This is a genomic window from Nostoc sp. UCD121, assembly GCF_014222285.1.
GTDB lineage: Bacteria > Cyanobacteriota > Cyanobacteriia > Cyanobacteriales > Nostocaceae > Nostoc.
Map to the genome: position 1 here is coordinate 1 of NZ_JACKZS010000009.1, position 22,552 is coordinate 22,552.

Sequence of the window (22,552 nt, forward strand, 5' to 3'; positions counted from 1 at the left end):
TAATTGAGGTTAAAAACGAAGTTTATGCTCATTTGACTGCCCTTTCACCCTTACAGCAACGTATTCTTGTTTTACTTGGGTTCCCAACTACTATTTACACTCAACTTGGTGGTCAATCTTTTACTCCTGAGTAGCATTTCTTCTAACTCCCGAAAAAATGGGCGAACCGGGAGTAATAATTTTTAATTGGAGCGTACTCCTATATGGAAACAAGCAAGGCGCAGCGTCTCGTAAAGAAGCGACTTGACCGCTCAATGACCCATCTGGCAGCAACGAGAACAAACCCAGATTGCCCTTAATATTTGTCGGTTAAGGAGAAAAGGGGAATGGGAAAGAGAAAACCTTTAATCTAAAGCCAGTAACCTTTTCCCCAAACAAAATTTCAGTTTAAAATCTAAAACCCGAGCAGTATTGGGTTCTATAAATAGCTATGCCCCACTATTAGGAGTGTCTTCTGAGAAAAGTTTAAGGGAACAAGGGTAAGGAATGAATTTAAACCCTTACCCTTTTCCTTTAACTGAGAAGTATAGCCTTGAGTCCTATTGGTAATTCAAGATAGCTAGCAGATTTTTGAGATTTAGCGGGATATTCTGGTGAATAGTTACTGTGATTTTGACCCAATACCAACTGTTGTTTTTGAGTCTGCTGTTGCCATTTCAGAGTTTTCAGTATTGTCAACCTCAAGAGATCGGAGTAATTCTCGAATTACGTCTGTTGCTGGCCTTCCTGTCAAAGCACAGTAGTGTTCAAGTTTCTTCATTTCCTCAGCCGTGAGATTTACCGTTAGCCGTTTAACAGCCCATTTTTTATTCATGATCCTCTTTTTTCTTTAAAATTTTGCTTTTTGTCGAAATCACTAAGCCATTACGATTGTTCCCGTAGTGCATAGCCTACACCACGGACTGTATGAATCAAACGCTTTTCATTATTCTCTTCCAATTTGAGTCGCAGATAACGAATATATACTTCAATAATATTAGAATCACCCATGAAATCGTAACCCCAAACTTTCTCTAAAATTTGATCTCTAGTAAACACCTGACGGGGATGTGAGAGGAGATATTCTAATAAGTCAAACTCTTTTGCTGTTAACTCAATGCTTCGTTTTTCCCGAAAAACTTCACGGGTACGGCGATTTAAGCTTAAATCTTCAAATTGCAGTAAACCTTCGGCTGTTTCTTGCGTGCGGCGCAGATGGGCGCGAATTCTAGCTAGTAATTCCTCAATGCTGAAGGGCTTAACTACATAATCATCGGCTCCCGCATCTAATCCGGCGACGCGATCGCTCACTTCATCTTTTGCTGTCAATAAAATTACTGGTACTGTACTACCTGTTGCTCGCAAACGGCGACAAATTTCTAAACCTGTTAAACCTGGTAACATCCAATCGAGAATCGCTAAATCTGGCGATGAGTCTCGCGCTAGGGTAAGACCGGCAATCCCATCATGAGCCACGCTTACTTGGTATCCTTCGCTACTTAGCTCTAACTCGACAAATCGTGCTAGTTTGACTTCATCTTCCACCAAAAGGATATGTGCTGTCATAAGTTTGCTCCTGCTGCCTCCTCTGTCTTTTTCTGTGTTTATCAGCACTGAGGGATATTTTGAATAATGGGACAAATTGTATCTTCATACTGGTCGCCGATATTCTTCCAGCCTGAAAGTAATCCCTTTATTTCAGATCGCAAAGTTAATAACTGATCGATTTGGCGATCAATTTGCAAAAGCTTGTCCTGGAGCTTTTCTTTGATTTCACCACAGGGAGCTTGTCCTTGGTCATAGACCTGAAGAATATTTCCAATTTCCTCTAAGCTCAGACCAAGATTTTGTGCCCTTTTAATGAAGGCTAGACGAGTCAGCACATCCAATGAAAACTGGCGGAAGCCTCCCTCTGTTCGTCTTGATGATTTGATTAAACCTAAACTCTCGTAATAGCGAATTGTCCTGATAGGGATTCCGCTTATATCTGTTACCTGACCAATTAAAAGCAGTTTTGTTTCCTGAGTTAACACGGCAGATTTTCCCAAATATTGTAATTATTATTACATATTTATACTAATTTATTAATTCAGATAAGAGTTTAGCCAAATCTTGGTGTCAGTAGTTGAAATTTTTATTTAATTAGAGATATTACTAAGTTTTGATTTTTCAGATATCTATTATGAATAGATATTGGCTGATAGTGCCTAATAATTAATTAGTATAATTTTAACATTTTTAATCTAATTTACTCAATATTTTACTCCTCAAATTTTATCTATTTGTTGAGTGACTATTGCTCAAGGTACTGAAAGTAACTGTTTTTTTTAAGTTCGCATGTTACTTCTAGATCAACTGCTTCACCTCAAGTGAAACCATAAAAATGAATCTCAACTCGCAGACTTCTAGCTCAACCCGTAAACCTAAAACTTTCAATAATCCAGAGCGTTTTATTGAAGGATGGTATTGGGTAATACCCTCTCGAAATCTGCGGGTGGGTGAAGTAAAAGCTGTCACGATTTTGGGCAGAGAACTAGTGATTTACCGTGGTAAGGACAAAAGAGTAACTACCTTTGATGCCTACTGTCCCCACATGGGCGCTCATCTTGCTGAAGGCAAAGTTGAGGGTAATGCACTCCGTTGTTTCTTCCATCACTGGAAGTTTGACGCTGAAGGGATGTGTATTGATATCCCATGTTTAGATACGCCGCTTTCCCTAAAGTTACAAACTTGGCCCACTGCTGAAAAGTACGGCATGATTTGGGTTTGGACTGGAGAAATACCACAGCAACCTCTACCTTTTGTTCCAGAGTTAGAACAAAAAGAGTGTGATGTCGCTATCCATTCTCACTTTCTGATGAACTGTCACCCCAATGTGGTGATGATTAATGCGATTGATACTCAACATGTCAATACAGTTCACAAACTGCCAATAGAAATTATTTTTGAAAGACAGGAACTGAACGAAAATGCAATTATCTTCAGTAACACTACAAACATTAAAGAGAATTCATCTTTCATTAAACTCATCCGTCTTTTTTACAAGAATGCCATAACTATCAGTATTTGCTATTGGTACGGTAGCATTGGCATTGTGACACTTGGCCCCGATTTCTTCCATGTCCACACAATGTTTGCAGTTCGCCTGCACGAAGGTGGAAAAGCTGAAGGTCAAATCCTGTTAATTACTAAGAAACGTAAAGGATTTTTTGGTTGGTTATCCAATCGAGTTGTGTTATGGCTGACTAAGATTGCAGGTAAATTTTTTCTCATGGGTGACATCAAGATTGTCCAAACAATTAAGTTTGATTTGAAAACTCCAATCAAAGCAGATCAGTCAATCATGCACTTTATTAACCATGTTGAAAGGCAGCAATCTCTAATGTGGGGGACTTGGCAAGAAACGCGATCGCGCGATGTAGAGAGCAAGCCTAAGCGTGAGAGATGGCAAGATACAGCAAGTAATGACTAATATCATGTCTACATTGACCAAAATTCTGTTGAAGCTTACAAAGCCATAGCTTGACAGAATAATTATTTTATGGTCAATTAAATAGACATGATATAACAGCTAATAAAAGTTAAAAGTTCAATAAATTACTTTTAACTTTTAATTTATTTTTTACTAGGTTACTAAATTAATAAAAAGAAGTGGCAAAGCCACTTCCTAATTCCCAGGTAGAACCTAAGTTATGAGTATAACGACTACAAAAATTTGAAATAGTATAAACAAACACCAATTAGCTGAATATCTGTATTTTCCTTGTTTCCTTGGTAAGAAAATCGTAACTTCGATGCGCTAAATAACTGTATATTTACATAAGTCTGCCGTAGCAGCCTCAATAGCTACAGCTTTCTTCATCTGCTTAAACTTCTGGCTGCGGATGTCAAATTCTGCTTGAAGTGCGTCTAGTTTTTGTTGCGATCGCTTATCAATCAGTATATCTCCTATAGCCGTTGCATCTTTGACTGTGACTGGTAAATCAGCACCTACGCCAATCGGTAAGGCATAACCGTTCTTGAAGTTCTGCTTGCTCATGTCCTAGCCTAGAAGGTGTGGAATCTTAAAAATTACCATAGCCTAGCAATGCAGCAATAAAGGTAAGTTAATTGCTTAATAACCCTCTTTTGTCACTTTAGGAGAATCCAATCGCTCAAACGGTTACGGGACTTTAATTTCTACTTTTTGTCTATAAATTTTAGTTTCTGTTAGAAAATAAAGCCTCAAACCTGGATTAAATCAAAGTCTCAGAATTTGGCTGAGATTATTGTTTTCCGAGAGTGACAAAAGAGGGATAATCTATTAATTTGGAAAGTTATTGGCTAAATCTTCTCCAGAAATAATAGTTGTATAGAATGTATACTTGGGGTTTGCTACATAGCGTTTGTCTTGTTTAATAATCGCCATAAAATCTTTATGTCCTTGTCTAGTACGCCCTACTAAAGCACCAGCAGAAGCATATTTAATATCATTAGTAGGATTGTCATAACCCCACTGTTGGCTTATATAGAAATTATCAGATGTATCAGGTTTATCGCCAGTTCGTTTAAAATCTTTATTGAAATCTCTATAAACAGTTATATCTCCAACTTGCACTAATGCTTCGTGAGGTTCAGCTGTACCGTGGGTACCAACAACCCAAGCTTTGTATTGTCCAAGCTGCATCCTAGCTGCTCCTTTGGAATTCATCGGATTATCAGTGTAGTACTTCCCTGGTTCTGTAGTACTTTCCCAATTACCCACAATTTTGGGAATTCCGTTGATTACCTCGATGACCATTCGCCGATCATTAAATACATTTGGAGCATTATTGTTAATAGTTCCATCCTCATTCATACCCTCAACATAAATAATGTTATACATTTTTGCCCCAACAGAAATCTCATAGTTTTTTGACTCCATATATTTCAAAATTCGGCTGGCTAAATCATTTGCCCAAGGAAGCACCAGATAAATTCTCATTAAACCGTTCTGAGTAGCTGGCGAATTTATAAAACTCTGACCTTCTGGTGTAGAAATGTAAATAGAAATAATTAAAGTTGTAGTTAATAATGTAGCCGCTATTCTTCCCCAAATTATTAGAGGAGATTTAGCAGAAGGTTTAGAAACTGGAGACAGCTTTTCCTTTATCTGTTTGGGTATAGGCAAACTAATACCAGCAACTTTAATTAAGTTGTCTTCTCCCAACACGTTGCCCAAAAGGTCTGTTACCCCCTCCAAGTCGCCACGGGCAAACGTTCTCATCCCACGAGCATAAATCAGTAGTGGCTGGTATTCAGCCAATGGCTCGACAAGTGTTTCCGTCAAAGATGCCATTCGTACCAGTTCTGCTGTATCTTTTTCATTCAATTTCGAGAATGATAATGCTAACTCCCGCGCTGCTTTACTAGGTTGGGTGTATGCTAATCCTATCCAGCTTTGAGTTTGGGCAAAATCTCGAATATCGGGGTCATCACTCTGAAGTTTCTGCCTTACATACTCTAGTAAAAAATCCGATAGCTCATTTATCCTTTGTTGACCGAATTTTTCATCTTCCTGTAATTGCTTCAACAGCAAATTTCGCACTTCCAAATCCATCTGATATAATTCACACCCGACTTCATCACACAGATTAGAAAGCAGCAAATCGGCTACAGCAATCCAGGGAATATTCAGTACTTTCCCATTTATATCCCTCTGAAAGTTAGCCCACAGCCGATATAGCAAATCAGGTGTTAATGCTAATGAGAAAGCAGCATGGCAAGCTAAATAGAAATGTGATTCGCCAAAGCGTTTACGAAATGACTCAACGCGCCGTTTTGCAATTCTATATTTAGTTTCATTTGAGGATGCTGTGCGAGTCATCTTACACCTTCTAAAAGTTCTGCAAACTGCTATGACGACCTCGCAGAGCATTAATAGCACTATCTAAACCCTCGCGGGTTGCCTCAAACATGGGAACTGAGCCAGCAATTTCTCCAGCAGTTGTACCCAACCAACGCTTTTTTGGTATGGGATTTAACCATGCAACATAACGAACGTGCTGTTTTAACTGTTTGAGAAATTCTTCTGTGAACTCTATCCTCTCTGAATTCAGACCACCACGAGCAGCGCCAGCATCACTGAATATGAGTGCTACTACTCTATTTTGATGCAGGCGAGCGAAAATATTCTCAATTGGCTCTGCTTTTTGATGCAGTGGATCATGGTAAAGATACCCAACTGGACAATTATGAAAATAGTAGATGCCAGCTGCACCTAATTGTCCACCCCTCGAGGCAGTGTGACCCAAACGAACTGACAGAGAATGAAAAGGAACCATTGATCCGTCTTGGTCGATCAGCAACAGCAGTTCTGTCCGATTTACCCTGGCTGGTGACAATACAGGCTCCAGCATCATTCCGTAACATCCAATCTGCTTAACTGTTGCTTCGATATCCAATTCTGTAGCAATTCCCTCTTTAGTCAAACGGCGCAGATGTCGCCACATCTGCTTCATTTGCCTTTGAGTTACGGGCAAATAGTCCGTAGAGAAGAGAAAGCGATCGCCCAATACCTCCGCTCTACTAGTTACCTGATGTATCGCTTGGGCAACTTGTACTTCATCTCCAATATTAGGAAACGATTCTGAAGCTAAAGTAGCAGTAGGTATGGGTTTAGATGGTTCTGTCTGCAAGTAATTATTTTGAGCGCGACGCTTCATCAACAACCTTAGCAACCACAAACACCCTGAAGTTACTGCCAAAATTAGCAAGAAAATCAACCAAGCTGGCCAATTTATTTGACTTTTCTTTTGAGGAATTTGTGCGGTCGGGGTCGGCACAACTGGTTGCTTTACTGGTGAGGGTAATTTCTCTGGTACTGGTACTGATGTTGGCAAAGATATCGTAGGCGAAGGTACACTCACTTGATTTTTTGGGCGTGTAACCCATAGCACTAACCCTACACTTAAAACCAACACTCCTACTAAAGTTGCAAACCTAAGAAGTTGAATAGCTTGACTTTGGTTTACATTTAAAACTTGAGTTTGGGGAACTGTCTCACTACAAATTAACTGTTCAAAGTGATAATCAAATATATATTTTTCTTCAACTGATTTAACCCAAAGTATTCGACACAATCGAGCTAAAGCGGCTCTATCTGGAAGACCATAACCAGCTTGCAAAGCCTGCAACATCGACTGGTAATCATCCACACCCAGAGGTAATCCTGCCTGCCGCAGTCGAGTAAACAATTCCAGTAGGGGTAAATCATCCATTATTTTTCAACTTTAGATAACGGATGTGATCTTCCCAACTCTTTAACAACACACCAGGATAAGGCAACTTACCATTGAGTTTTGCCAAAGCCTCATCTTCGGAGTAGCGACGCAAAGCCTTGAACCAGTCAATCAACTCACTAGTGCTGATTTTCTTGCTTGCTCCACCTTGGTTTTTTTTCATTTCTTCCCGCAGTTCCCAAAAACGCTCTACAGCTTGGTTTATCAAAACCTCTGAGGCTTTCGGAAACAAAGCATTCATAATATGGATGAGTCTTTCACGGCTAGGAAATTCTACATAATGGAATAAACATCGACGTAAGAAAGCATCTGGCAAATCTTTTTCATCATTACTGGTAATTAAAACAATGGGTGCTGCCTTGGCTTCAATCTCCTGCCCCGTTTCATCAACAATAAATCGTTTTTGATCTAGTTCCAGCAGCAAGTCGTTGGGAAAGTCAATGTCAGCTTTATCAATTTCATCAATCAGCACCACTGTACGTTGCTTACTCTGAAATGCCCGTCCCAAAGGCCCCCAACGGACATAAGTAGTCGGGTTATCAAGTCGCTGAATCTGTTCTGCTGTCAGGCGATCAGAAGCAGCTAGTTGGGCATCTCGCAACCGTCCTACAGCATCGTAAGTATACAAGCCATCCCGCGCTCGACTGGTGGATTTGACATACCAGGCTTCTAAATTTAAACCCAGTTCGTAAGTGACAGCACTTGCCAGTAAAGTCTTCCCACACCCTGGTTCGCCTTTTAGCAGTAACGGTCGTTCTAAGTAAATCGCCAAGTTTACCGCTTCTACCAATTCAGGATTAGGCAAATAGGGATATAATAGCTGTCCGTTTGCCCCCCTTTCTCCTAAGTGGGGCTGCACTTTACCTGTATATTCCAAGAATTGTCTACTTAGAACTTCAACCATTTTTCCTCTTCGTCATACCAATTACAGCCAGACAGTTGACAAATTTCGCCCAAAGTTGGTTCTGGAATGCCATTATCACTGTTTTTCAGTATTATTTGTACTGTTTCATCTAACTGATCTATCAATTTAGTCGGCAATTCGTCCTCTGCATACTCTAGCCAGTTAGTCAGTTCATCGTTAGAAAATTGGTTAATCTCAGGTAGTTTCACAGGGTTATCTGGCTTCCAGTTAGGGTCAAGCCGTTCTACAAAAGGAATATTCCAACTACCTACGCAGCCATCATAATCTACTAGGAACATTAATAATTTGAATTGACTCGCTTGCGGGCTGGCCGTTTTAACTTTAGTCGCTAATAATAACCAAAAATCTCGGATCAGATCGTGTAAAAGAGTTTCTGAAAGACAATCAACATCGTATAAAATTAACAGGACATTCTGAGTTAGCCACCATTGATAAACTCGTTCAGCAATTTCAGGAATTGAGCTTTGCCTACCCAGACCAACTCTTCCACTAAGTTCACGCCATAAAGCAGCACTGTCACTTCTCCGAGCAATGCGACTGAGTTCAATTCGCACAACTTTTCCCGTCATGATATTGGGGACATTTTGCCGCACTAACCGATTTAACAACCAGCGTTGACCATAGTAAAGTGAACCGTAGATTAGAAAGGCTGCTACTGAATTAGTCTCAATAAATCTCCGAAATGCTCGTGTCTGCTCTCGATAGCCCAATTTCAACAAAGCACGATACACTCTTTCACTAGAGAAAGTTTGTTCGAGATCATCAAGTTGCTGATCCAATTCTTTTAGTTCAGCTTCAGTTTGTTCAATTTGCTTTTCTAATTGGAAGCGAATGAGAGTATCTGCTGCGATCGCATAATCGTGACGCAACCTTTTTAACTTCTGGGCTAGCAGTTCAGACTGTTTTTGTAATCCATCGATTTCATATTGTAGATGCTGCTCGGAAGCCATGCAGTTAGTTTTTGAGTTAATAATCTTTACTCAAGACAAATAGCCAGATTATTGATGTACTAATCTGGGTTATTATGTTTGGTTTCAATAGCTGAAATATCATTGCGACACGAGATGTCACTTATGTAATTTCTTCTGTCAGTAATTTACCAGTTTTAGGCTTAGTATTAAGAACGTCGTCTTCATAGTCTCTCTACGATTTAGCAAGCAACCTGATATTTATCATACCACTACTCACCTGGGTTAAGTACAACGATAATTTCTGTAAGTGTGATTCCCAAAGGTTTCCAATGGCGATCGCTGGAGGAAAAAGTACTATCCCCAGAAACAGCTTGGTAGTCATTAGCAAACTTTTCGTAAGCATTGGGAGCAGCGTCTACTCGTAAAATCAGTTTGCCTTGATAACGGGATAATTTACTACTATCCAACAAAATCGTACCGCCATAATCCCAGGCCAATCCATAAAGTTTAAAATTACCTAATTTCTTGCGTAACTCGCTCAATGGGGTTCCAACACCGATACCTTCGCGGGTTTTCCAAGCTGAACCCAGGTTACGCACATCTAGAGGTTTAGTACGAGTATTATCACTCCAAACTACTAAGAGCGATCGCCCCTGATTTAGGTTTACCTGAGTAGCAGCGAAACTCCCTATTCCTTCAGCACCGGAAATGGTTTTATCAACGAGATGGGATGCACCAAACAGCTTCACTAAATCTTGCTTGGTGGTTGTGCGTGTTATTGGCCCCACTCGTTCGCCAGGAACAATCAAGGTGTTCGTTAATAATTGCGATTTAGCAACAGTAATTGGATGATTGATTTTCTGGGGTAGTGCAAAAGCTGGGTTTGCTGAATAGTTTAGTAATAAAGCTAAAGTAGCTGTAGCAATGCCTTTGATCGATGAATTCATAGGTTCTATTCTTGGGTAGTAAAATATGAGTAAAACGTACTCATAGTTTAACTACTACAATTTACCAACCACAGATTCCCGATTTTCCAAAAATTTTATTTCATCGCTCTAGTTGCATTTAAAATTGCCAGCAATGCTACTCCAACATCAGCAAAGACAGCTTCCCACATTGTCGCTATACCTAAAATACCCAATCCAATAAACACAGCTTTAATTGCTAAAGCAAAGCCAATATTTTGCCAAACAATTTGCCTTGTTTTTTTGGCGATTTGTATTGCTTCTGCTACTTTTGATGGCGCATCTGTCATGATGACAATATCAGCAGTTTCGATGGCTGCATCTGAACCTAAGCCACCCATTGCCATGCCAACATCCGCTCTAGCAATCACTGGCGCATCATTAATACCATCCCCAACAAAGGCAACTTTACCATGCTTGCCGGCGGTTCTGAGTAATTTCTCAATGGCATTAACTTTTTCTTCTGGTAATAAGTCTGCTTCGTAAGTATCTATGCCTAGCTGTTCAGCAATTCGGGAAGCGATCGCTTGATTATCTCCTGTCAACATTACTGTTCTTTCTACACCCATTCGCTTGAGTGCTTGAATAGCGTGTCTTGCATCTTCTTTCAGTTCATCAGCAATGACAATATACCCAGCGTAAATATTATCCACTGCTAGATGGATCACTGTTCCCTCTAACTGGCAATTATCATGAGCAATATTCTCTCTGTGGAGTAGGCGATCGCTTCCCGCTATCACTACCCTATTTTCAACCTTGGCTCTAATTCCATAGCCTGCAATCTCTTCATAATCTCTCACCTCAAATTCATCAATCTTTCTCCCATAAGCCTTAAGGATAGATTGAGCGATGGGATGATTTGAGTGCGATTCTACTTTGGCAGCTAATTGCAGCAATTCTGTTTCATTGTAGCCATTTAATGCTACCGTTTTTACTACTTTAAATACGCCTTTAGTTAATGTTCCCGTTTTATCAAATACAACTGTATTGACTGAATTTAGAGTATCTAAAAAAGTAGAGCCTTTAACCAAAATACCTCGTCTCGCTGCACCTCCCACACCTCCAAAATAACCTAATGGAATACTGATAACAAGTCCGCACGGACAGGAGATAACTAGCAAAATTAAGGCACGATAAATCCATTCTGAAGAACTTGCACCAGAAATGAATAAAGGAGGTAATAAAGCAACTGCTAGAGATATAAAAACTACTATTGGCGTATAATATCGGGCAAATTTAGTAATGAATTTTTCTGTCTCTGCTTTTTTGCTTTTGGCATTTTGAACCAAGTCTAGAATCTTCGCAATAGCAGAGTCATCAAACAGTTTTGTTACTCTAATGCTGAGAACACCCATTTTATTGATCATCCCAGCCAAAACTATTTCACCCAGTCTCACTGTTCGTGGTACAGATTCTCCAGTTAATGCAGATGTATCAACTTGCGAATTTCCATCTATAATCTCACCATCCAAGGGAATCTTTTCCCCTGGTTTGACGACGATAATATTTCCAATATTTACTGTTTCTGGGCGGACTTTTTTTAGTTTCCCCTCTATTTGGATATTTGCATAATCAGGGCGGACTTCTAATAAAGCTTTAATAGAATTACGAGAACGACTAACGGCAACATCCTGGAACAATTCGCCAATTTTATAAAATAGCATGACTCCGACAGCTTCGGGCAATTTATGAATTGCGATCGCCCCTAGTGTCGATACTGTCATTAAAAAAGTTTCATCAAATAATCTACCTTTAAGTATATTACGCCCAGCCGTTTTTAAAACAGTCCATCCACTTAATAAATAGGCAGGAATGAAAAGTAGATATTCACCTATTGAGTAGAATGTATTGTGTAATTGATTTTCAAAAATTACACCAGGCACATATAAACTTAAAATTGCTACTAAAGACAATACCTCATTTTTTAGATTGAATTCTCCACCGTGATCGTGATTGTGTCCATGGTTATGATTTTCATCATGATTGTGATTATGATTCTCGTGATGGTCATGTTCACAGCTGCAACAACCTGAAGATTCTGAATGTAGTTTTTGCTTCATTTTTTGTGTTGAGGCTAGTAAATTACTTGGTATATGAGCCTTTTTCCAAATGTAATAAAAAAAAGAGATTTTTACAAGTTGAACATTTAAGAATGAGAATCTATATCAGATTTATTGTTAAATACTTATGCTATCTTTTGGTTCAGATTAAGATTTATAATTCTGTAAAGTTAGCTATATTGGTTATCAATTTTTTAGAATAATCTAAGATATAATTTTTGTTCGTGGTGAGCAATTTATTGCTTTGGATAAGATTTTAAAGGTCTTGAGCTATAAACTACAAGCCTGTTTGACTGCTTAATTCAGGTATGACAACTACTTTGCGATCAAACTTAGTAAATATGGAACTTTCTTAAATAACAAGTGTCAAGCTAGCTATTCTTGGGGGGAACCCACTTGAAGTTTGAAAGTGAATCGAATACCCTAAGCTAGTAGAGAATTTTCTCAAGGAAATCTATGAACAAAAAAATTCTTCTGAATTTGCTTTCCAATTCCTCAATCTTTGTGTCGATGATGTCTACGCTGGTGGCATTTCATCCTGCCCATGCTAGTGGTGGTAGTATTACACAGCGATTACTGTACACAGAAGACGGTCGTACCTGTATCACTAACCCACATGGTGGAAAAGATTTTGTGTGCATTCGAGATTCAGAAAGAACTAAACCGTATACCTCTACCCGTTCTGCAACTATTGTCACATCAGTATCAGATCAGAATGTTGCTATGTTGAATTTTACTGATGAAGAAAGTGATGCTGCAATTAAGACATTCGGCTGTGATTGTCCATTGTGCATCAATTCTTTGCGTCAGTTGCGTGGTACTGGAAACTTGGTGTACTAAGGTTGAATAGCACTGATAGCGACTACAACTTCTGTTAAATACGCGTAATTAATTACGTATAGAAGATATACGAAACCAAAAAAGCATTTTTAACTACGTACCATTACTATTAAATTTAAATTCATTCTTGGGGCGGTTTGTCTGGCCTTTCACGGCATCTGGAAAACCTCTCTCTAAATCTTTAGGAGAGGGACTTTGAATTTTGCCCCTTCTCGCGTCGGGAAGGGGGTTAGGTTTTTGGCTGGCTCTTCCACATAAGCTGAAAAGCCAGCACAGTTTGTAGGGGCAATTTATGAATTGTCCCTACAATGTCTAATATAAAGACGCACAGAACTCCGTAGTTAAGAGTGTCCTGTTTATTCAACCACTTCATTCACAGGGAATCTATCAATCAACTGCATCGCTCGATAAGCATTACGCAAGAAAGAGTCTGGCAGATGGGGAACGTGGGGTATTTGTGATAATAAATCCAACGTCCGGCGGAGAATTCTCACCACATCACCTTCATCCAAGGTGGTGTTTTCGCAGAGTTCTGTCCACTCCATTCCGAGCGCCCATTGTTCTACTATGGCAATTAACTCAAACTCCAACCATATAGGCAGCGCTACGTTATACCGCCGTTGTAGTTGGAACATTTGCCGACGAATTCCCCGCAATTTTGCTAAGGCTTCTGCCACTTCATTACTAAGCTCAAAGTTAACTTTGCTATCTGGACGGGGTGTTTCCATCACCAAACCGGCGGCGGCGGCGGCTAAATGGTGGGGATCTAAGTTGTCCAATTCACCACTAGCGAATACCAAACCCAACCACAATTCATTCTCACCCCGAATGGCAGCAGCAATTCGCCCTAATTGTGTGGGCACTAAATTATCTAAAGCGCCAAAGTGTTGCAGAATTAAGATTAAATTGAGAAATTCTTCCCAATGACGTTGTGACTGTTGCTCTACTTGCCCTTGTAACTGTTCGAGTTCGGCTTCTAGTTCGACATATTTGGCGCGACGTTTGAAAAGCGTGGCAGCATTGCCTGATTGATGTAGGGGATGAGCTTCTAATTGCTCTTGGACGGCAGCAGTGCGACTCATTTGTTCTGCTACTTCTGGTGCTAGATGCAAAGATTCTATTGGATTAGGAATACGTGTAGCGATCGCAAAGCTTTCTTCGTTACCACGACGTGACTGTCCGGGTTTCAAGGGCATCTCTGGCGGTGGTAGTAAATCAGGTGACACCTCAATTCGCGGCAATTCGGCATACAAATCGACTACATCACCGGTGGTTGCAACATACCAGCGATTATCATGCCCCAAGCATACCAAGTAGGGAGCTTGACCAGAACCAGGCGATTTTCCCACTAACACTGCGGTTACGGGTGAAGACACTGTGATGTTTTTGCCTTTGAGACTCAACAGAGTTCCTGACACTGCAAAGTCTAACATCATCCCCAATTCACCTTGTCTATCCTCCTGTGCTTGCTCTTGCAGGGTTTTCAATATCTGGCGTTCTACTTTCAGACGTTGCCGCAATTTCTCATAAATAGCCAGTTCATTTTCATCAACGGCGGCGATTTGCTCATGTAGTTGAGCTAATTGTTTTTCCAGTTCGGCAATCTCATCGTATTCTGGTCTTAAATGCAATGTCGCCATGTACTGCCCAAAACTGCGCTCTATCAGTTCCCTCGTTTGCTCTAGGGTGTGAGTTTGCAGCAAGTTGAGTACCATGCCATAACTGGGCGTAAACTGGCTTACGAGGGGGTCTGGCTTGGATGTCCCCAAATATGCCGCTTCTTTGGCTCCTTCAAAAGGAGTTTGGACTGTCACCACATGACCTTGTTTATCCATCCCCCGACGGCCTGCCCGTCCCGCCATTTGCAAGAATTCGGAAGCATTTAACAGGCGGTGTCCGGTGTCAGTCCGTTTGGAAAGGGTAGAAATTACCGTTGTCCGGGCGGGCATATTAATACCCGCGGCCAGTGTTTCTGTGGCGAATACTACTTTAATCAGCCCTTGCTGAAATAGTTCTTCTACCAGTGCTTTCCATGCAGGCAGAATCCCGGCGTGGTGGGCAGCAATTCCTCGGTATAGGGGTGCAATTTGTCCAGAACGCCCAGCTTCGGGATTGCGGGCTAAAAAGTCATCAATTTGTTGCCGCAAAATCTGGGATTCTTCATTATTTACCAGCCATAAATCACCCACTTCTGCCACCGCTTTATCACATCCCCGGCGGCTGAAGATAAAGTAAATTGCTGGTAGCATATCCCGTTGCTCTAACTGGCTCAAAGTATAAATTATGCCAGGAGCTTCCGGTCTACCACTTCTCCCCCTGTCCCTTTCTCCCCCTCTCCCTTTCTTCTTCTGAAGAAGGCGGGGGTTAATTTTAGTTTTGCTATCATTCAGCAGGGGAAATAACCCTTTGGGATTGCAAAAGTGAAATTCCAAGGGAACTGGGCGAAAATCGGAGTAAATCAGGTCTGTTGGGCCGTGAACGCGATTTAACCAATCGGTGAGTTGATCGCTGTTGGCAACCGTTGCTGAGAGGGCTGCCAGTTGCACTTCCCGGGGACAATAGATGATGGATTCTTCCCAAACTGTACCGCGCTGGCGATCGTTCATGTAATGGCACTCATCAAGTATCACCGCTTCCACGTCTACTAATGAGATGCCGACTTGTCCGATGGGTGTGCCATAGAGCATATTTCGGAAAATTTCTGTGGTCATCACCAAAATCGGTGCATCCCTGTGAATGGAGGCATCTCCAGTTAACAGTCCGACTTGATCAAACCCAAATTTTTCTCGAAAGTCACGTAATTTTTGATTCGACAGCGCCTTTAGGGGAGTAGTATAAAATACACGTTTTCCTCGCGACAGGGCGCGATAAATGGCGTATTCCCCGACTAATGTTTTGCCCGAACCTGTGGGCGCACACACGACTACGGAGCGTCCAGCGTTTAGGGACGCGATCGCTTCTTTTTGAAACTGATCCAGATCAAAGGGAAATATAGACCCTAAGTCAAGTTCTGGAGACGGCGCAGGATAATTCACTCAATCACATTTGCAACCAGATTGTTTACTATACTAACGAGTCTTTTGTCAACTTCGTTAATAGTCATTTGTCATTAGTCATTTGTCATTAGTTTTTCACAAATGACCAATGACTAATGACTCTTTATTATTTTCCCAGTTCTTGCGATCGCTCTGTGGCAGCTTTCACTGCTTCAATTAAAGCTGAACGGAATCCTGCCTGTTCTAGCTTGGCAATTCCCGCAATGGTTGTACCACCAGGACTGGTAACGCGATCTTTAAGTTCTGCTGGGTGCATTTTAGTTTCATACAACAGTTTCGCTGTTCCCAGTACGGTTTGCAATGCTAATTGATTGGCAATTGCTCTAGGTAAACCTGCGGATACTCCGCCATCAGCAAGTGATTCTACTAGCAGCGCCACGTAAGCGGGGCCGCTACCAGATAGCCCTGTAACTGCATCCATCAGCCCTTCTGAGACTTCCACAACTTCGCCCACAGCAGAAAAAACTTGTTGTGCTATTTGGTGATGCTTGGTATTGGTATATGCACCTAAACAAATAGCGGTAATTCCTGCTCCCACAGTGGCTGGGGTGTTGGGCATTGCTCTAATAACTGGCAATTGCACAAATGCAGCTTCTAGCTGATTTAAGGGCACACCCGCCAATATGGAAATTATTAGGGGTGATTGTTCTCTATTAATAATATCAATATCTGCTAATTCTTGAGCGATCGCGCTGAACACCTGTGGTTTCACTGCCAAAAATACAACTTCTTTGGCTTGTGTGAAAACCTCACTATTATCTGTTGTCACAGCAACACCATATTGCTGTTGCAAAAAATCTAGGCGTGAAGGTAGCGGTTCGCTAACTATGACTTCTGATGATTGATAAATTCCACGCGCGATAAGGCGGGATAAGAGCGCTTCTCCCATTACCCCACCACCAATTAAACCAAATTTTATAGTCATTGATCGTTAGTCATTTGTCATTAGTCCTCTGTCGTTTGTCATTTGTCACTACGATCAAAACCCGAGATAAATGACAAAGGACAAAGGACTAACAACTAATTTAACTCTATTGTGCCATCCGGTTAGTTTCGTTGCCCCAGGTTTGATTTGGAGAACCTGTAGGCCGAGAAGGACGTGCTGGCGGTTGTGGTACTTCATGAAGAACGCCACCTTGGGTGCTAACTTGGACACAGCTTGGTGTAAACAAGAAGATGCTCTCACCGATGCGCTCTTGATGTCCATCTAGTGCGTAAGTACCACCTGCAACAAAATCTACTGCTCGTTGAGCTTGGTCTGGATCCATGATTGTCAGATTTAATACCACTGACTTCCGTTCTCGCAACGCTTGAATTGCCTGGGGCATTTCTTCAAAGGTGCGTGGTTCGAGGACTAAAACTTCCGAAATTCCGTTAATTGCTCCTGGCATACCAATCACATTCCCCATTGGCTTTGAACCTGCTGCGATATCATCTCCCATTGTAGGCACTGGTTCCCGCCAGCGTCGATTCTGAGCGGTTGCGCTCTCTTGTGGGGCTGGGGGTTGGGGATTTTCTTGCTGATACAGATTTTGGTAATTATTATTATCTGTTTCTGGTTCTTCTTCGTAATATTCGTATTCCACTTGCTCATTTAGACCTACAAAGTCTCTGAGTTTGGAAAAGATGTTGTTCATTGTCTGTGTACTCTCCTGGTGCGAATAGCCGTATTGACTTGGCTTAGGATTTATTGAGATAGGAGCGATGCCTACGGTAGTAAACTACGCTACATGAGTGGATACTTCAGCAAGTATATTGCTATTTGTAGCCCATACTACGGGTTTTGGCGATGAACTGACACTTATTGGAAAGGTCTGTGCATCGCCTAAACATAATAATGAGTCAAGATTATATCCTAAGGTTTATCCGAAGGAAAGTTCTTTATACCCCATTTTCCCTTGGCGATTGCTCTTGTCAATACTATATCCTTTGTTTCTAATTGCACCAGTCTCTTACAAAATTCTTGTCATCAAACCCTGATCTCTATTAATACTGACCTGGAAAGCTGACGTTAGAGGGCTAAGAGCGATCGCCAAACAATATTGTTCCTAATCGTACCATCGTTGCGCCTGCTTGCACTGCCAGTTCGTAGTCGCCTGACATACCCATAGATAGTTGCTGCATTTTTATGTGCGACCAGTTTTGCTCCTGGATTTTCTTTGCCAGCTCACGATTGAGATTAAACACATTCAAAATTTCCGGATCGCTTAATCCTGAAGGTGGAATTGTCATCAAACCTTGAATTTGTAAATTTTTGTATTGATCGAGTATGGGTAAATCAGCCAAAAGTTCTGCCATACTCCAACCAGACTTGTTGGGATCGGGGAGAATTTTGACTTGCAGGCAAACCTGGGGACTCACTCCTAGCTGTTGGGCTAATTGATCTAAGCGCTGTGCCAGCTTCAAATTGTCCACGGAGTGAATCCAAGGGAATTGTTCGATGGCTTTTTTGGCTTTATTGCTTTGCAAATGTCCAATAAAGTGCCAGGTAATATCCGGTAAGTCTTGCAACTCGGCTTGTTTGCTGGCAGCTTCTTGGATGCGACTCTCTGCAAAATCACGAATCCCTGCGGAGTATGCAGACCGAATGGCCTGGGCAGAAACTTGTTTGCTAACAGCAATCAATTTGACTGAAGTTGGTAGAGAGGAACGAATGGAAACAATACGTTCGGAAATCGAACTGTTCATTGGAAGGTGCGTTGGAAAACACTTTGAAGCTGATCGTACTCCTGAGAATGTCCACTGCGCCGCAGAGTACGTAAGCGATTTTCCAACATCATTCTCGCCTCAGTCCGTCCTATTGGCTGGAATTTGACACCTTTAACGTCATTTGCGACCAAAAAAAACAGGCGCTGGGCATAAAGTGTGGTGAACAAATCCTGGGTTTCATCAACCATACAGATTTTGTAGAGTAAACCCCAAGTTGGATGGTTTATGTAAGTTTCTGCGTTTTCTGGATTCATTTAAGAGTCAAGGTGTAGTCAAGGTGGGAGTATATATATCTTTTCGCAGTGAATTACAAACATTCAGACGATAATACCAACATTCGTCAGAATATTTGCTTAAAATGCAAAACTGCGGTTACGAAGACCTTGATCTAGTTTCTAATTGGCAGATGAAGCTAGTGGTAGTGAAGCGAAATGGTACAACAGAAGCCGCAAAGCGTGGATTCAGAGAGTAGAGGCTGGTTGAGAAACATCACCATCTGCTTTGGTGACTTCAATTTACCAATCTGTCGGAACAAGGTACAAGATAGTCCTGATCCTCTTGTTAAAAGTTCGACGTAGCAAGGGAAAACACCCTTTGAAGCTCCCAACGGCAACAGCGAACTTTTCAACTTCTTTCCATACTGCCACAACTATTGCTAAATGGCACAAAATAGCTAACTGAAGTGGGAATTGGGCATTGGGGACTAGAAAGAAAACTATTACCTATTCAGCATTGTCAATTGTGCCTGGGCTTTGTGCAGAGATTCATACCATTCTTTATTCAGGATCGCTGTCTGCGACACTTCCCGCACCCACTTGCACACTGGGCAGCTAGCCAAAAACTTGTTGCACACAATCTAAAACAGGAAAACAATCTGATTCCAACTAAAAAGCTACGTAAAATGGTATGGGATCAATTTTCTGGCGGGATAACTGTTCAATTTCCCATACCACATCGTAGTCTAGACAACCTAATCAAGCGTATGTGAAGGGGAGATGGAAAAGCGCGAAAAGAAAATACTACCTTTTACCATTTTCTCGGTACAAATTAGACCTGAGTTCCTATAGCTAGCCGTATTCCCCAAAATACAATTAAAGTTGCAATAGCAAGCCAGTCACGCCCTTTGAATCGTAAGTCGTGCCATTGCACTCGATGCTCGTTGGGACTGGTAAAACCCCGCACCATCATTGCATTCGCCATTTGATCGGCTCGTAAGAGCAGATTTTCTAACAATCTCTCTGCGACTGTCATCCATACTTTGAAGCCTCCTTTCAATCCCAGCTTTTTCCAATTAATTGCCCTTGTCATCACAGAGCGAAATAAGTTTTGCACTTCTTCTAAAACTAGAGGAATAAAGCGCAAGGACAAGGTTAAAGTTAAAGCAATTTCTGTGACAGGCAATTTGAAGCGTCGTAGGGGTTGCATTAAGCTTTCTATGCCAGATGTGATTTCTTCTGGTGCAGTTGTTAGCAGATAGAGGTTGGTGCTATAAATTACGGTAAATATAATTGTACTCAGCCGTACTGCCAAATCCAAGGAGCGGCGAGTTACTTTGACTGGGCCTTTCTGCAATAGCACATAGTTGTATTTTTTGTTATTACTTGCTTGCTCTGGAACAATATTCTTGGAGACTGCTTGCGGGGTTAATATTCGTTCATTAGCTGGCAGGCGTGGTTGATAATCTACACCCATTCCATCAGGACTGATGGCTCCGATCGCTAAGACAAAAAACGATAGCATTAATAGCCAGCCCATTTGTTGCTGCCATACTCGCCGGGGAATCCTAGCAATCAAGGTGGCAATAATCAACAGTACTACCAGCAGCACCCGCCAAAAGTTGTTAGCTAAAACATAGCTTGTTAAAAAGCTCATCAACCAGGCGAACTTGACTCGCGGATCGATTTTATGCAGCCAAGTTTGGGGTTGTTCTAAATAAAGTCCAAGTGGCAGCGATCGCAATAAATCCATTTTAGAGTTAAGAGTTAAAAGTAAGGAGTTAGGAGTAAGGAGTTAGGAGTTTTGACTTAAACTCATAACTTTCTATCTTCTGCCGCTATCAAACTCTAGTCGATAGGGTTGTATAGTTAGCAAGCAATTTTGACTTTAACTCATAACTCTTGTACAGACGCGATTCATCGCGTCTGTTAACTTAATTTGACGCGAGTTGCTCTATTAACATTACCAATTTCGGCATCACGGACTTTTTTACTGCGCCACAGTAAAATAATTGGCGTGCCTTTAAATCCTAGCTGTTGACGGAATTGACGTTCAATGTACCGCCGATAGTTGTCATTGAAGCGTTTGGAATCATTGACAAATAGTGCGATCGTTGGTGGTTGGCTACTTACTTGTGTACCATAATAAATCTTGCCCTGACGACCACCACGGGATGCTGGCGGTGAATGCCAGCTAACGGCATCTGTCAAGACTTCGTTAATAACTGATGTGCTGACACGCCGTTTGTGTGATTCAGCCGCCGTTTTCACCAACTCTAGAATTTTTTCTACCCGTTGCCCTGACAAAGCACTCACAAAAATTGTTTCTGCCCATTCGGTAAAATGTAACCGTGATTGCAGAGTTTTTTCGTAGTCGTAGATTGTGTAAGAGTCTTTTTCGACAGCATCCCACTTATTAACGACGATGATGCAAGCTCGACCTTCTTCGATAATCCGCCCAGCTAATTTTTGGTCTTGCTCTGTGACTCCATCTACAGCATCTAGTACTAATAAAACCACGTCAGCGCGACGAATCGCTTTGAAAGCACGGTTAATACTAAAGAATTCTGTACCGTATTCTATGTGTTTCTTTTTGCGAATGCCGGCGGTGTCAATTAAGCGGTAGGTTTGTCCCTCTCGTTCAATGACGGTATCAATAGCATCGCGGGTTGTGCCGGAAATTGGGCTGACAATTGCCCTTTCTTCGCCGACAAAAGAATTGAGTAAGCTCGATTTGCCCACATTTGGGCGACCCACAATTGCTACTTTGATTTCATTAGTTTCTGGGATGTCTTCAACAGCAGGTATGTGATTAACTAACTCGTCGAGTAACTCTCCTGTGCCACTACCATGAATTGCGGAGATGGGGTATGGTTCGCCCAAACCCAATTCCCAAAACTCGGCAGCTTGCATTAAGCCTTGGTCAGGAGATTCACATTTATTTACAGTTAGTAGCACAGGTACGCGTTGTTGACGCATCCATTCGGCAATTTCTTGGTCTGCCGATGTGGGACCTGTTTGGCCATCTACGACAAAAATTGCGGCGCAGGCTTCTGCCAGGGCTGTCATTGCCTGCTGGCGAATCAGTGGTAGAAATTCGGTATCATCATTAAAGACTAATCCACCAGTGTCTACGACTAAAAATTCGCGACCATTCCAGAAAGCTGGCATGTAAGTGCGATCGCGTGTCACTCCCGGTTCATCATGGACAATCGCCGTTTGTTCCCCGGCGAGTCGATTAACCAGGGTGGATTTGCCCACATTTGGGCGTCCGATAATTGCAACAATTGGCAGTGCCATAAAACCAGGGTAAGTGAGAGACGTAGTATATCATGTACTTACATTTTACTCACTTTAAGTTTTAATTTAATTTTCCCATAATCTGAAGCGATGCCAAAGAAACCTCTCCCTGGTTTTACTACGTAAAACCGTCCCTCTCCGAGACGGAGAGGGAAAAGCTTGAATTTTAGTTCAAGACAGGGCGAGGTTGCTCAAATTCACATTAGTTTAAAAAATAAAAAAGGTAGGAAATCCTACCTCTTACCCAAAAAAAGCATTTTGTAACCAAATACCAAATTCAATATCACACAAGCTTTTGACAAATCTATTGCAAAACTATGACGAGGATATGAC

Annotated in this window: 18 protein-coding genes and 1 pseudogene; 2 read left to right on the forward strand and 17 right to left on the reverse strand. The window is 41.5% G+C overall.

What is annotated here, in order from left to right:
* Positions 1-601: 601 nt before the first annotated feature.
* From GNF10_RS03325 to GNF10_RS03335, 3 genes are read right to left on the reverse strand one after another with little or no spacing between them, the layout of a single operon-like run.
* Positions 602-814 (reverse strand): ribbon-helix-helix protein, CopG family, encoded by a 213-nt coding sequence (locus GNF10_RS03325; RefSeq protein WP_185580512.1) that lies wholly within the window; start codon positions 812-814, stop codon positions 602-604.
* A 50-nt stretch (positions 815-864) separates the two neighbouring features.
* Positions 865-1,545, reverse strand: coding sequence for a response regulator transcription factor (locus tag GNF10_RS03330; protein WP_185580511.1), 681 nt, complete (start codon positions 1,543-1,545; stop codon positions 865-867).
* Between the two features lie 41 nt (positions 1,546-1,586).
* Complete coding sequence (locus GNF10_RS03335) at positions 1,587-2,012, reverse strand: heavy metal-responsive transcriptional regulator (RefSeq protein ID WP_012408378.1); 426 nt, start codon at positions 2,010-2,012, stop codon at positions 1,587-1,589.
* 350 nt (positions 2,013-2,362) lie between these two features.
* Here GNF10_RS03335 and GNF10_RS03340 point away from each other — a divergent pair, with 350 nt between their 5' ends.
* Positions 2,363-3,451 carry an aromatic ring-hydroxylating dioxygenase subunit alpha gene (locus GNF10_RS03340; RefSeq protein ID WP_185581856.1) on the forward strand — a complete coding sequence of 363 codons (1,089 nt, stop codon included), beginning with the start codon at positions 2,363-2,365 and terminating at the stop codon, positions 3,449-3,451.
* 327 nt (positions 3,452-3,778) lie between these two features.
* Here GNF10_RS03340 and GNF10_RS03345 read toward each other — a convergent pair whose 3' ends face one another.
* The 7 genes and pseudogenes from GNF10_RS03345 to GNF10_RS03375 form a co-directional block, all read right to left on the reverse strand.
* On the reverse strand, positions 3,779-4,018 hold the full coding sequence (locus tag GNF10_RS03345) for a hypothetical protein (RefSeq protein WP_185582630.1): 240 nt from the start codon (positions 4,016-4,018) through the stop codon (positions 3,779-3,781).
* A gap of 264 nt (positions 4,019-4,282) precedes the next feature.
* Positions 4,283-4,912, reverse strand: a pseudogene (locus GNF10_RS38315) (peptidoglycan-binding protein); the annotation flags it as partial.
* 922 nt (positions 4,913-5,834) lie between these two features.
* Positions 5,835-7,217 carry a hypothetical protein gene (locus GNF10_RS03355; RefSeq protein WP_185582626.1) on the reverse strand — a complete coding sequence of 461 codons (1,383 nt, stop codon included), beginning with the start codon at positions 7,215-7,217 and terminating at the stop codon, positions 5,835-5,837.
* The gene (locus tag GNF10_RS03360; RefSeq protein WP_185582623.1) at positions 7,210-8,142 is read right to left on the reverse strand and encodes a MoxR family ATPase; all 933 of its coding nucleotides are present in this window, start codon (positions 8,140-8,142) and stop codon (positions 7,210-7,212) included. Before GNF10_RS03360 ends, GNF10_RS03355 begins: the two co-directional genes overlap by 8 nt.
* Complete coding sequence (locus tag GNF10_RS03365; protein WP_185582621.1) at positions 8,127-9,113, reverse strand: hypothetical protein; 987 nt, start codon at positions 9,111-9,113, stop codon at positions 8,127-8,129. The genes GNF10_RS03360 and GNF10_RS03365 overlap by 16 nt, the downstream gene beginning before the upstream one ends.
* 230 nt (positions 9,114-9,343) lie before the next feature.
* On the reverse strand, positions 9,344-10,021 hold the full coding sequence (locus GNF10_RS03370) for a hypothetical protein (RefSeq protein WP_185582619.1): 678 nt from the start codon (positions 10,019-10,021) through the stop codon (positions 9,344-9,346).
* Between the two features lie 95 nt (positions 10,022-10,116).
* Positions 10,117-12,099: a heavy metal translocating P-type ATPase gene (locus GNF10_RS03375; RefSeq protein ID WP_185582617.1), complete on the reverse strand. Its 1,983-nt coding sequence runs from the start codon at positions 12,097-12,099 to the stop codon at positions 10,117-10,119.
* A gap of 456 nt (positions 12,100-12,555) precedes the next feature.
* Here GNF10_RS03375 and GNF10_RS03380 point away from each other — a divergent pair, with 456 nt between their 5' ends.
* Positions 12,556-12,939, forward strand: a complete 384-nt coding sequence (locus GNF10_RS03380; RefSeq protein ID WP_185586012.1) for a hypothetical protein — start codon at positions 12,556-12,558, stop codon at positions 12,937-12,939.
* 356 nt (positions 12,940-13,295) lie between these two features.
* Here GNF10_RS03380 and GNF10_RS03385 read toward each other — a convergent pair whose 3' ends face one another.
* The 7 genes from GNF10_RS03385 to der form a co-directional block, all read right to left on the reverse strand.
* Complete coding sequence (locus GNF10_RS03385; RefSeq protein ID WP_185586011.1) at positions 13,296-15,974, reverse strand: RNA helicase; 2,679 nt, start codon at positions 15,972-15,974, stop codon at positions 13,296-13,298.
* Positions 15,975-16,101: 127 nt separating this feature from the next.
* The gene (gene proC, locus GNF10_RS03390; RefSeq protein WP_185586010.1) at positions 16,102-16,920 is read right to left on the reverse strand and encodes a pyrroline-5-carboxylate reductase; all 819 of its coding nucleotides are present in this window, start codon (positions 16,918-16,920) and stop codon (positions 16,102-16,104) included.
* Between the two features lie 106 nt (positions 16,921-17,026).
* Entirely contained in the window at positions 17,027-17,632 is a 606-nt protein-coding gene (locus GNF10_RS03395; protein ID WP_114080912.1) for a cell division protein SepF, read from the reverse strand.
* Positions 17,633-18,014: 382 nt separating this feature from the next.
* Positions 18,015-18,683 (reverse strand): YggS family pyridoxal phosphate-dependent enzyme, encoded by a 669-nt coding sequence (locus tag GNF10_RS03400; protein ID WP_185586009.1) that lies wholly within the window; start codon positions 18,681-18,683, stop codon positions 18,015-18,017.
* Positions 18,680-18,958, reverse strand: a complete 279-nt coding sequence (pipX, locus tag GNF10_RS03405; protein WP_012408389.1) for a transcriptional coactivator PipX — start codon at positions 18,956-18,958, stop codon at positions 18,680-18,682. Before pipX ends, GNF10_RS03400 begins: the two co-directional genes overlap by 4 nt.
* Before the next feature lie 793 nt (positions 18,959-19,751).
* Positions 19,752-20,672, reverse strand: a complete 921-nt coding sequence (locus GNF10_RS03410; RefSeq protein ID WP_185586008.1) for an energy-coupling factor transporter transmembrane protein EcfT — start codon at positions 20,670-20,672, stop codon at positions 19,752-19,754.
* A 176-nt stretch (positions 20,673-20,848) separates the two neighbouring features.
* Complete coding sequence (gene der, locus GNF10_RS03415; protein WP_114080909.1) at positions 20,849-22,219, reverse strand: ribosome biogenesis GTPase Der; 1,371 nt, start codon at positions 22,217-22,219, stop codon at positions 20,849-20,851.
* Positions 22,220-22,552 lie beyond the last annotated feature (333 nt).

What these genes read in the sequence shown, in the direction of transcription:
- GNF10_RS03395 (WP_114080912.1), bottom strand. Translation starts at nt 17,632, where the DNA reads ATGAACAACATCTTTTCCAAACTCAGAGACTTTGTAGGTCTAAATGAG.
- GNF10_RS03345 (WP_185582630.1), bottom strand. Translation starts at nt 4,018, where the DNA reads ATGAGCAAGCAGAACTTCAAGAACGGTTATGCCTTACCGATTGGCGTA.
- GNF10_RS03360 (WP_185582623.1), bottom strand. Translation starts at nt 8,142, where the DNA reads ATGGTTGAAGTTCTAAGTAGACAATTCTTGGAATATACAGGTAAAGTG.
- GNF10_RS03340 (WP_185581856.1), top strand. Translation starts at nt 2,363, where the DNA reads ATGAATCTCAACTCGCAGACTTCTAGCTCAACCCGTAAACCTAAAACT.
- der (WP_114080909.1), bottom strand. Translation starts at nt 22,219, where the DNA reads ATGGCACTGCCAATTGTTGCAATTATCGGACGCCCAAATGTGGGCAAA.
- GNF10_RS03325 (WP_185580512.1), bottom strand. Translation starts at nt 814, where the DNA reads ATGAATAAAAAATGGGCTGTTAAACGGCTAACGGTAAATCTCACGGCT.
- GNF10_RS03380 (WP_185586012.1), top strand. Translation starts at nt 12,556, where the DNA reads ATGAACAAAAAAATTCTTCTGAATTTGCTTTCCAATTCCTCAATCTTT.
- GNF10_RS03355 (WP_185582626.1), bottom strand. Translation starts at nt 7,217, where the DNA reads ATGGATGATTTACCCCTACTGGAATTGTTTACTCGACTGCGGCAGGCA.
- GNF10_RS03410 (WP_185586008.1), bottom strand. Translation starts at nt 20,672, where the DNA reads ATGGATTTATTGCGATCGCTGCCACTTGGACTTTATTTAGAACAACCC.
- proC (WP_185586010.1), bottom strand. Translation starts at nt 16,920, where the DNA reads ATGACTATAAAATTTGGTTTAATTGGTGGTGGGGTAATGGGAGAAGCG.
- GNF10_RS03330 (WP_185580511.1), bottom strand. Translation starts at nt 1,545, where the DNA reads ATGACAGCACATATCCTTTTGGTGGAAGATGAAGTCAAACTAGCACGA.
- pipX (WP_012408389.1), bottom strand. Translation starts at nt 18,958, where the DNA reads ATGAATCCAGAAAACGCAGAAACTTACATAAACCATCCAACTTGGGGT.
- GNF10_RS03375 (WP_185582617.1), bottom strand. Translation starts at nt 12,099, where the DNA reads ATGAAGCAAAAACTACATTCAGAATCTTCAGGTTGTTGCAGCTGTGAA.
- GNF10_RS03400 (WP_185586009.1), bottom strand. Translation starts at nt 18,683, where the DNA reads ATGAACAGTTCGATTTCCGAACGTATTGTTTCCATTCGTTCCTCTCTA.
- GNF10_RS03365 (WP_185582621.1), bottom strand. Translation starts at nt 9,113, where the DNA reads ATGGCTTCCGAGCAGCATCTACAATATGAAATCGATGGATTACAAAAA.
- GNF10_RS03370 (WP_185582619.1), bottom strand. Translation starts at nt 10,021, where the DNA reads ATGAATTCATCGATCAAAGGCATTGCTACAGCTACTTTAGCTTTATTA.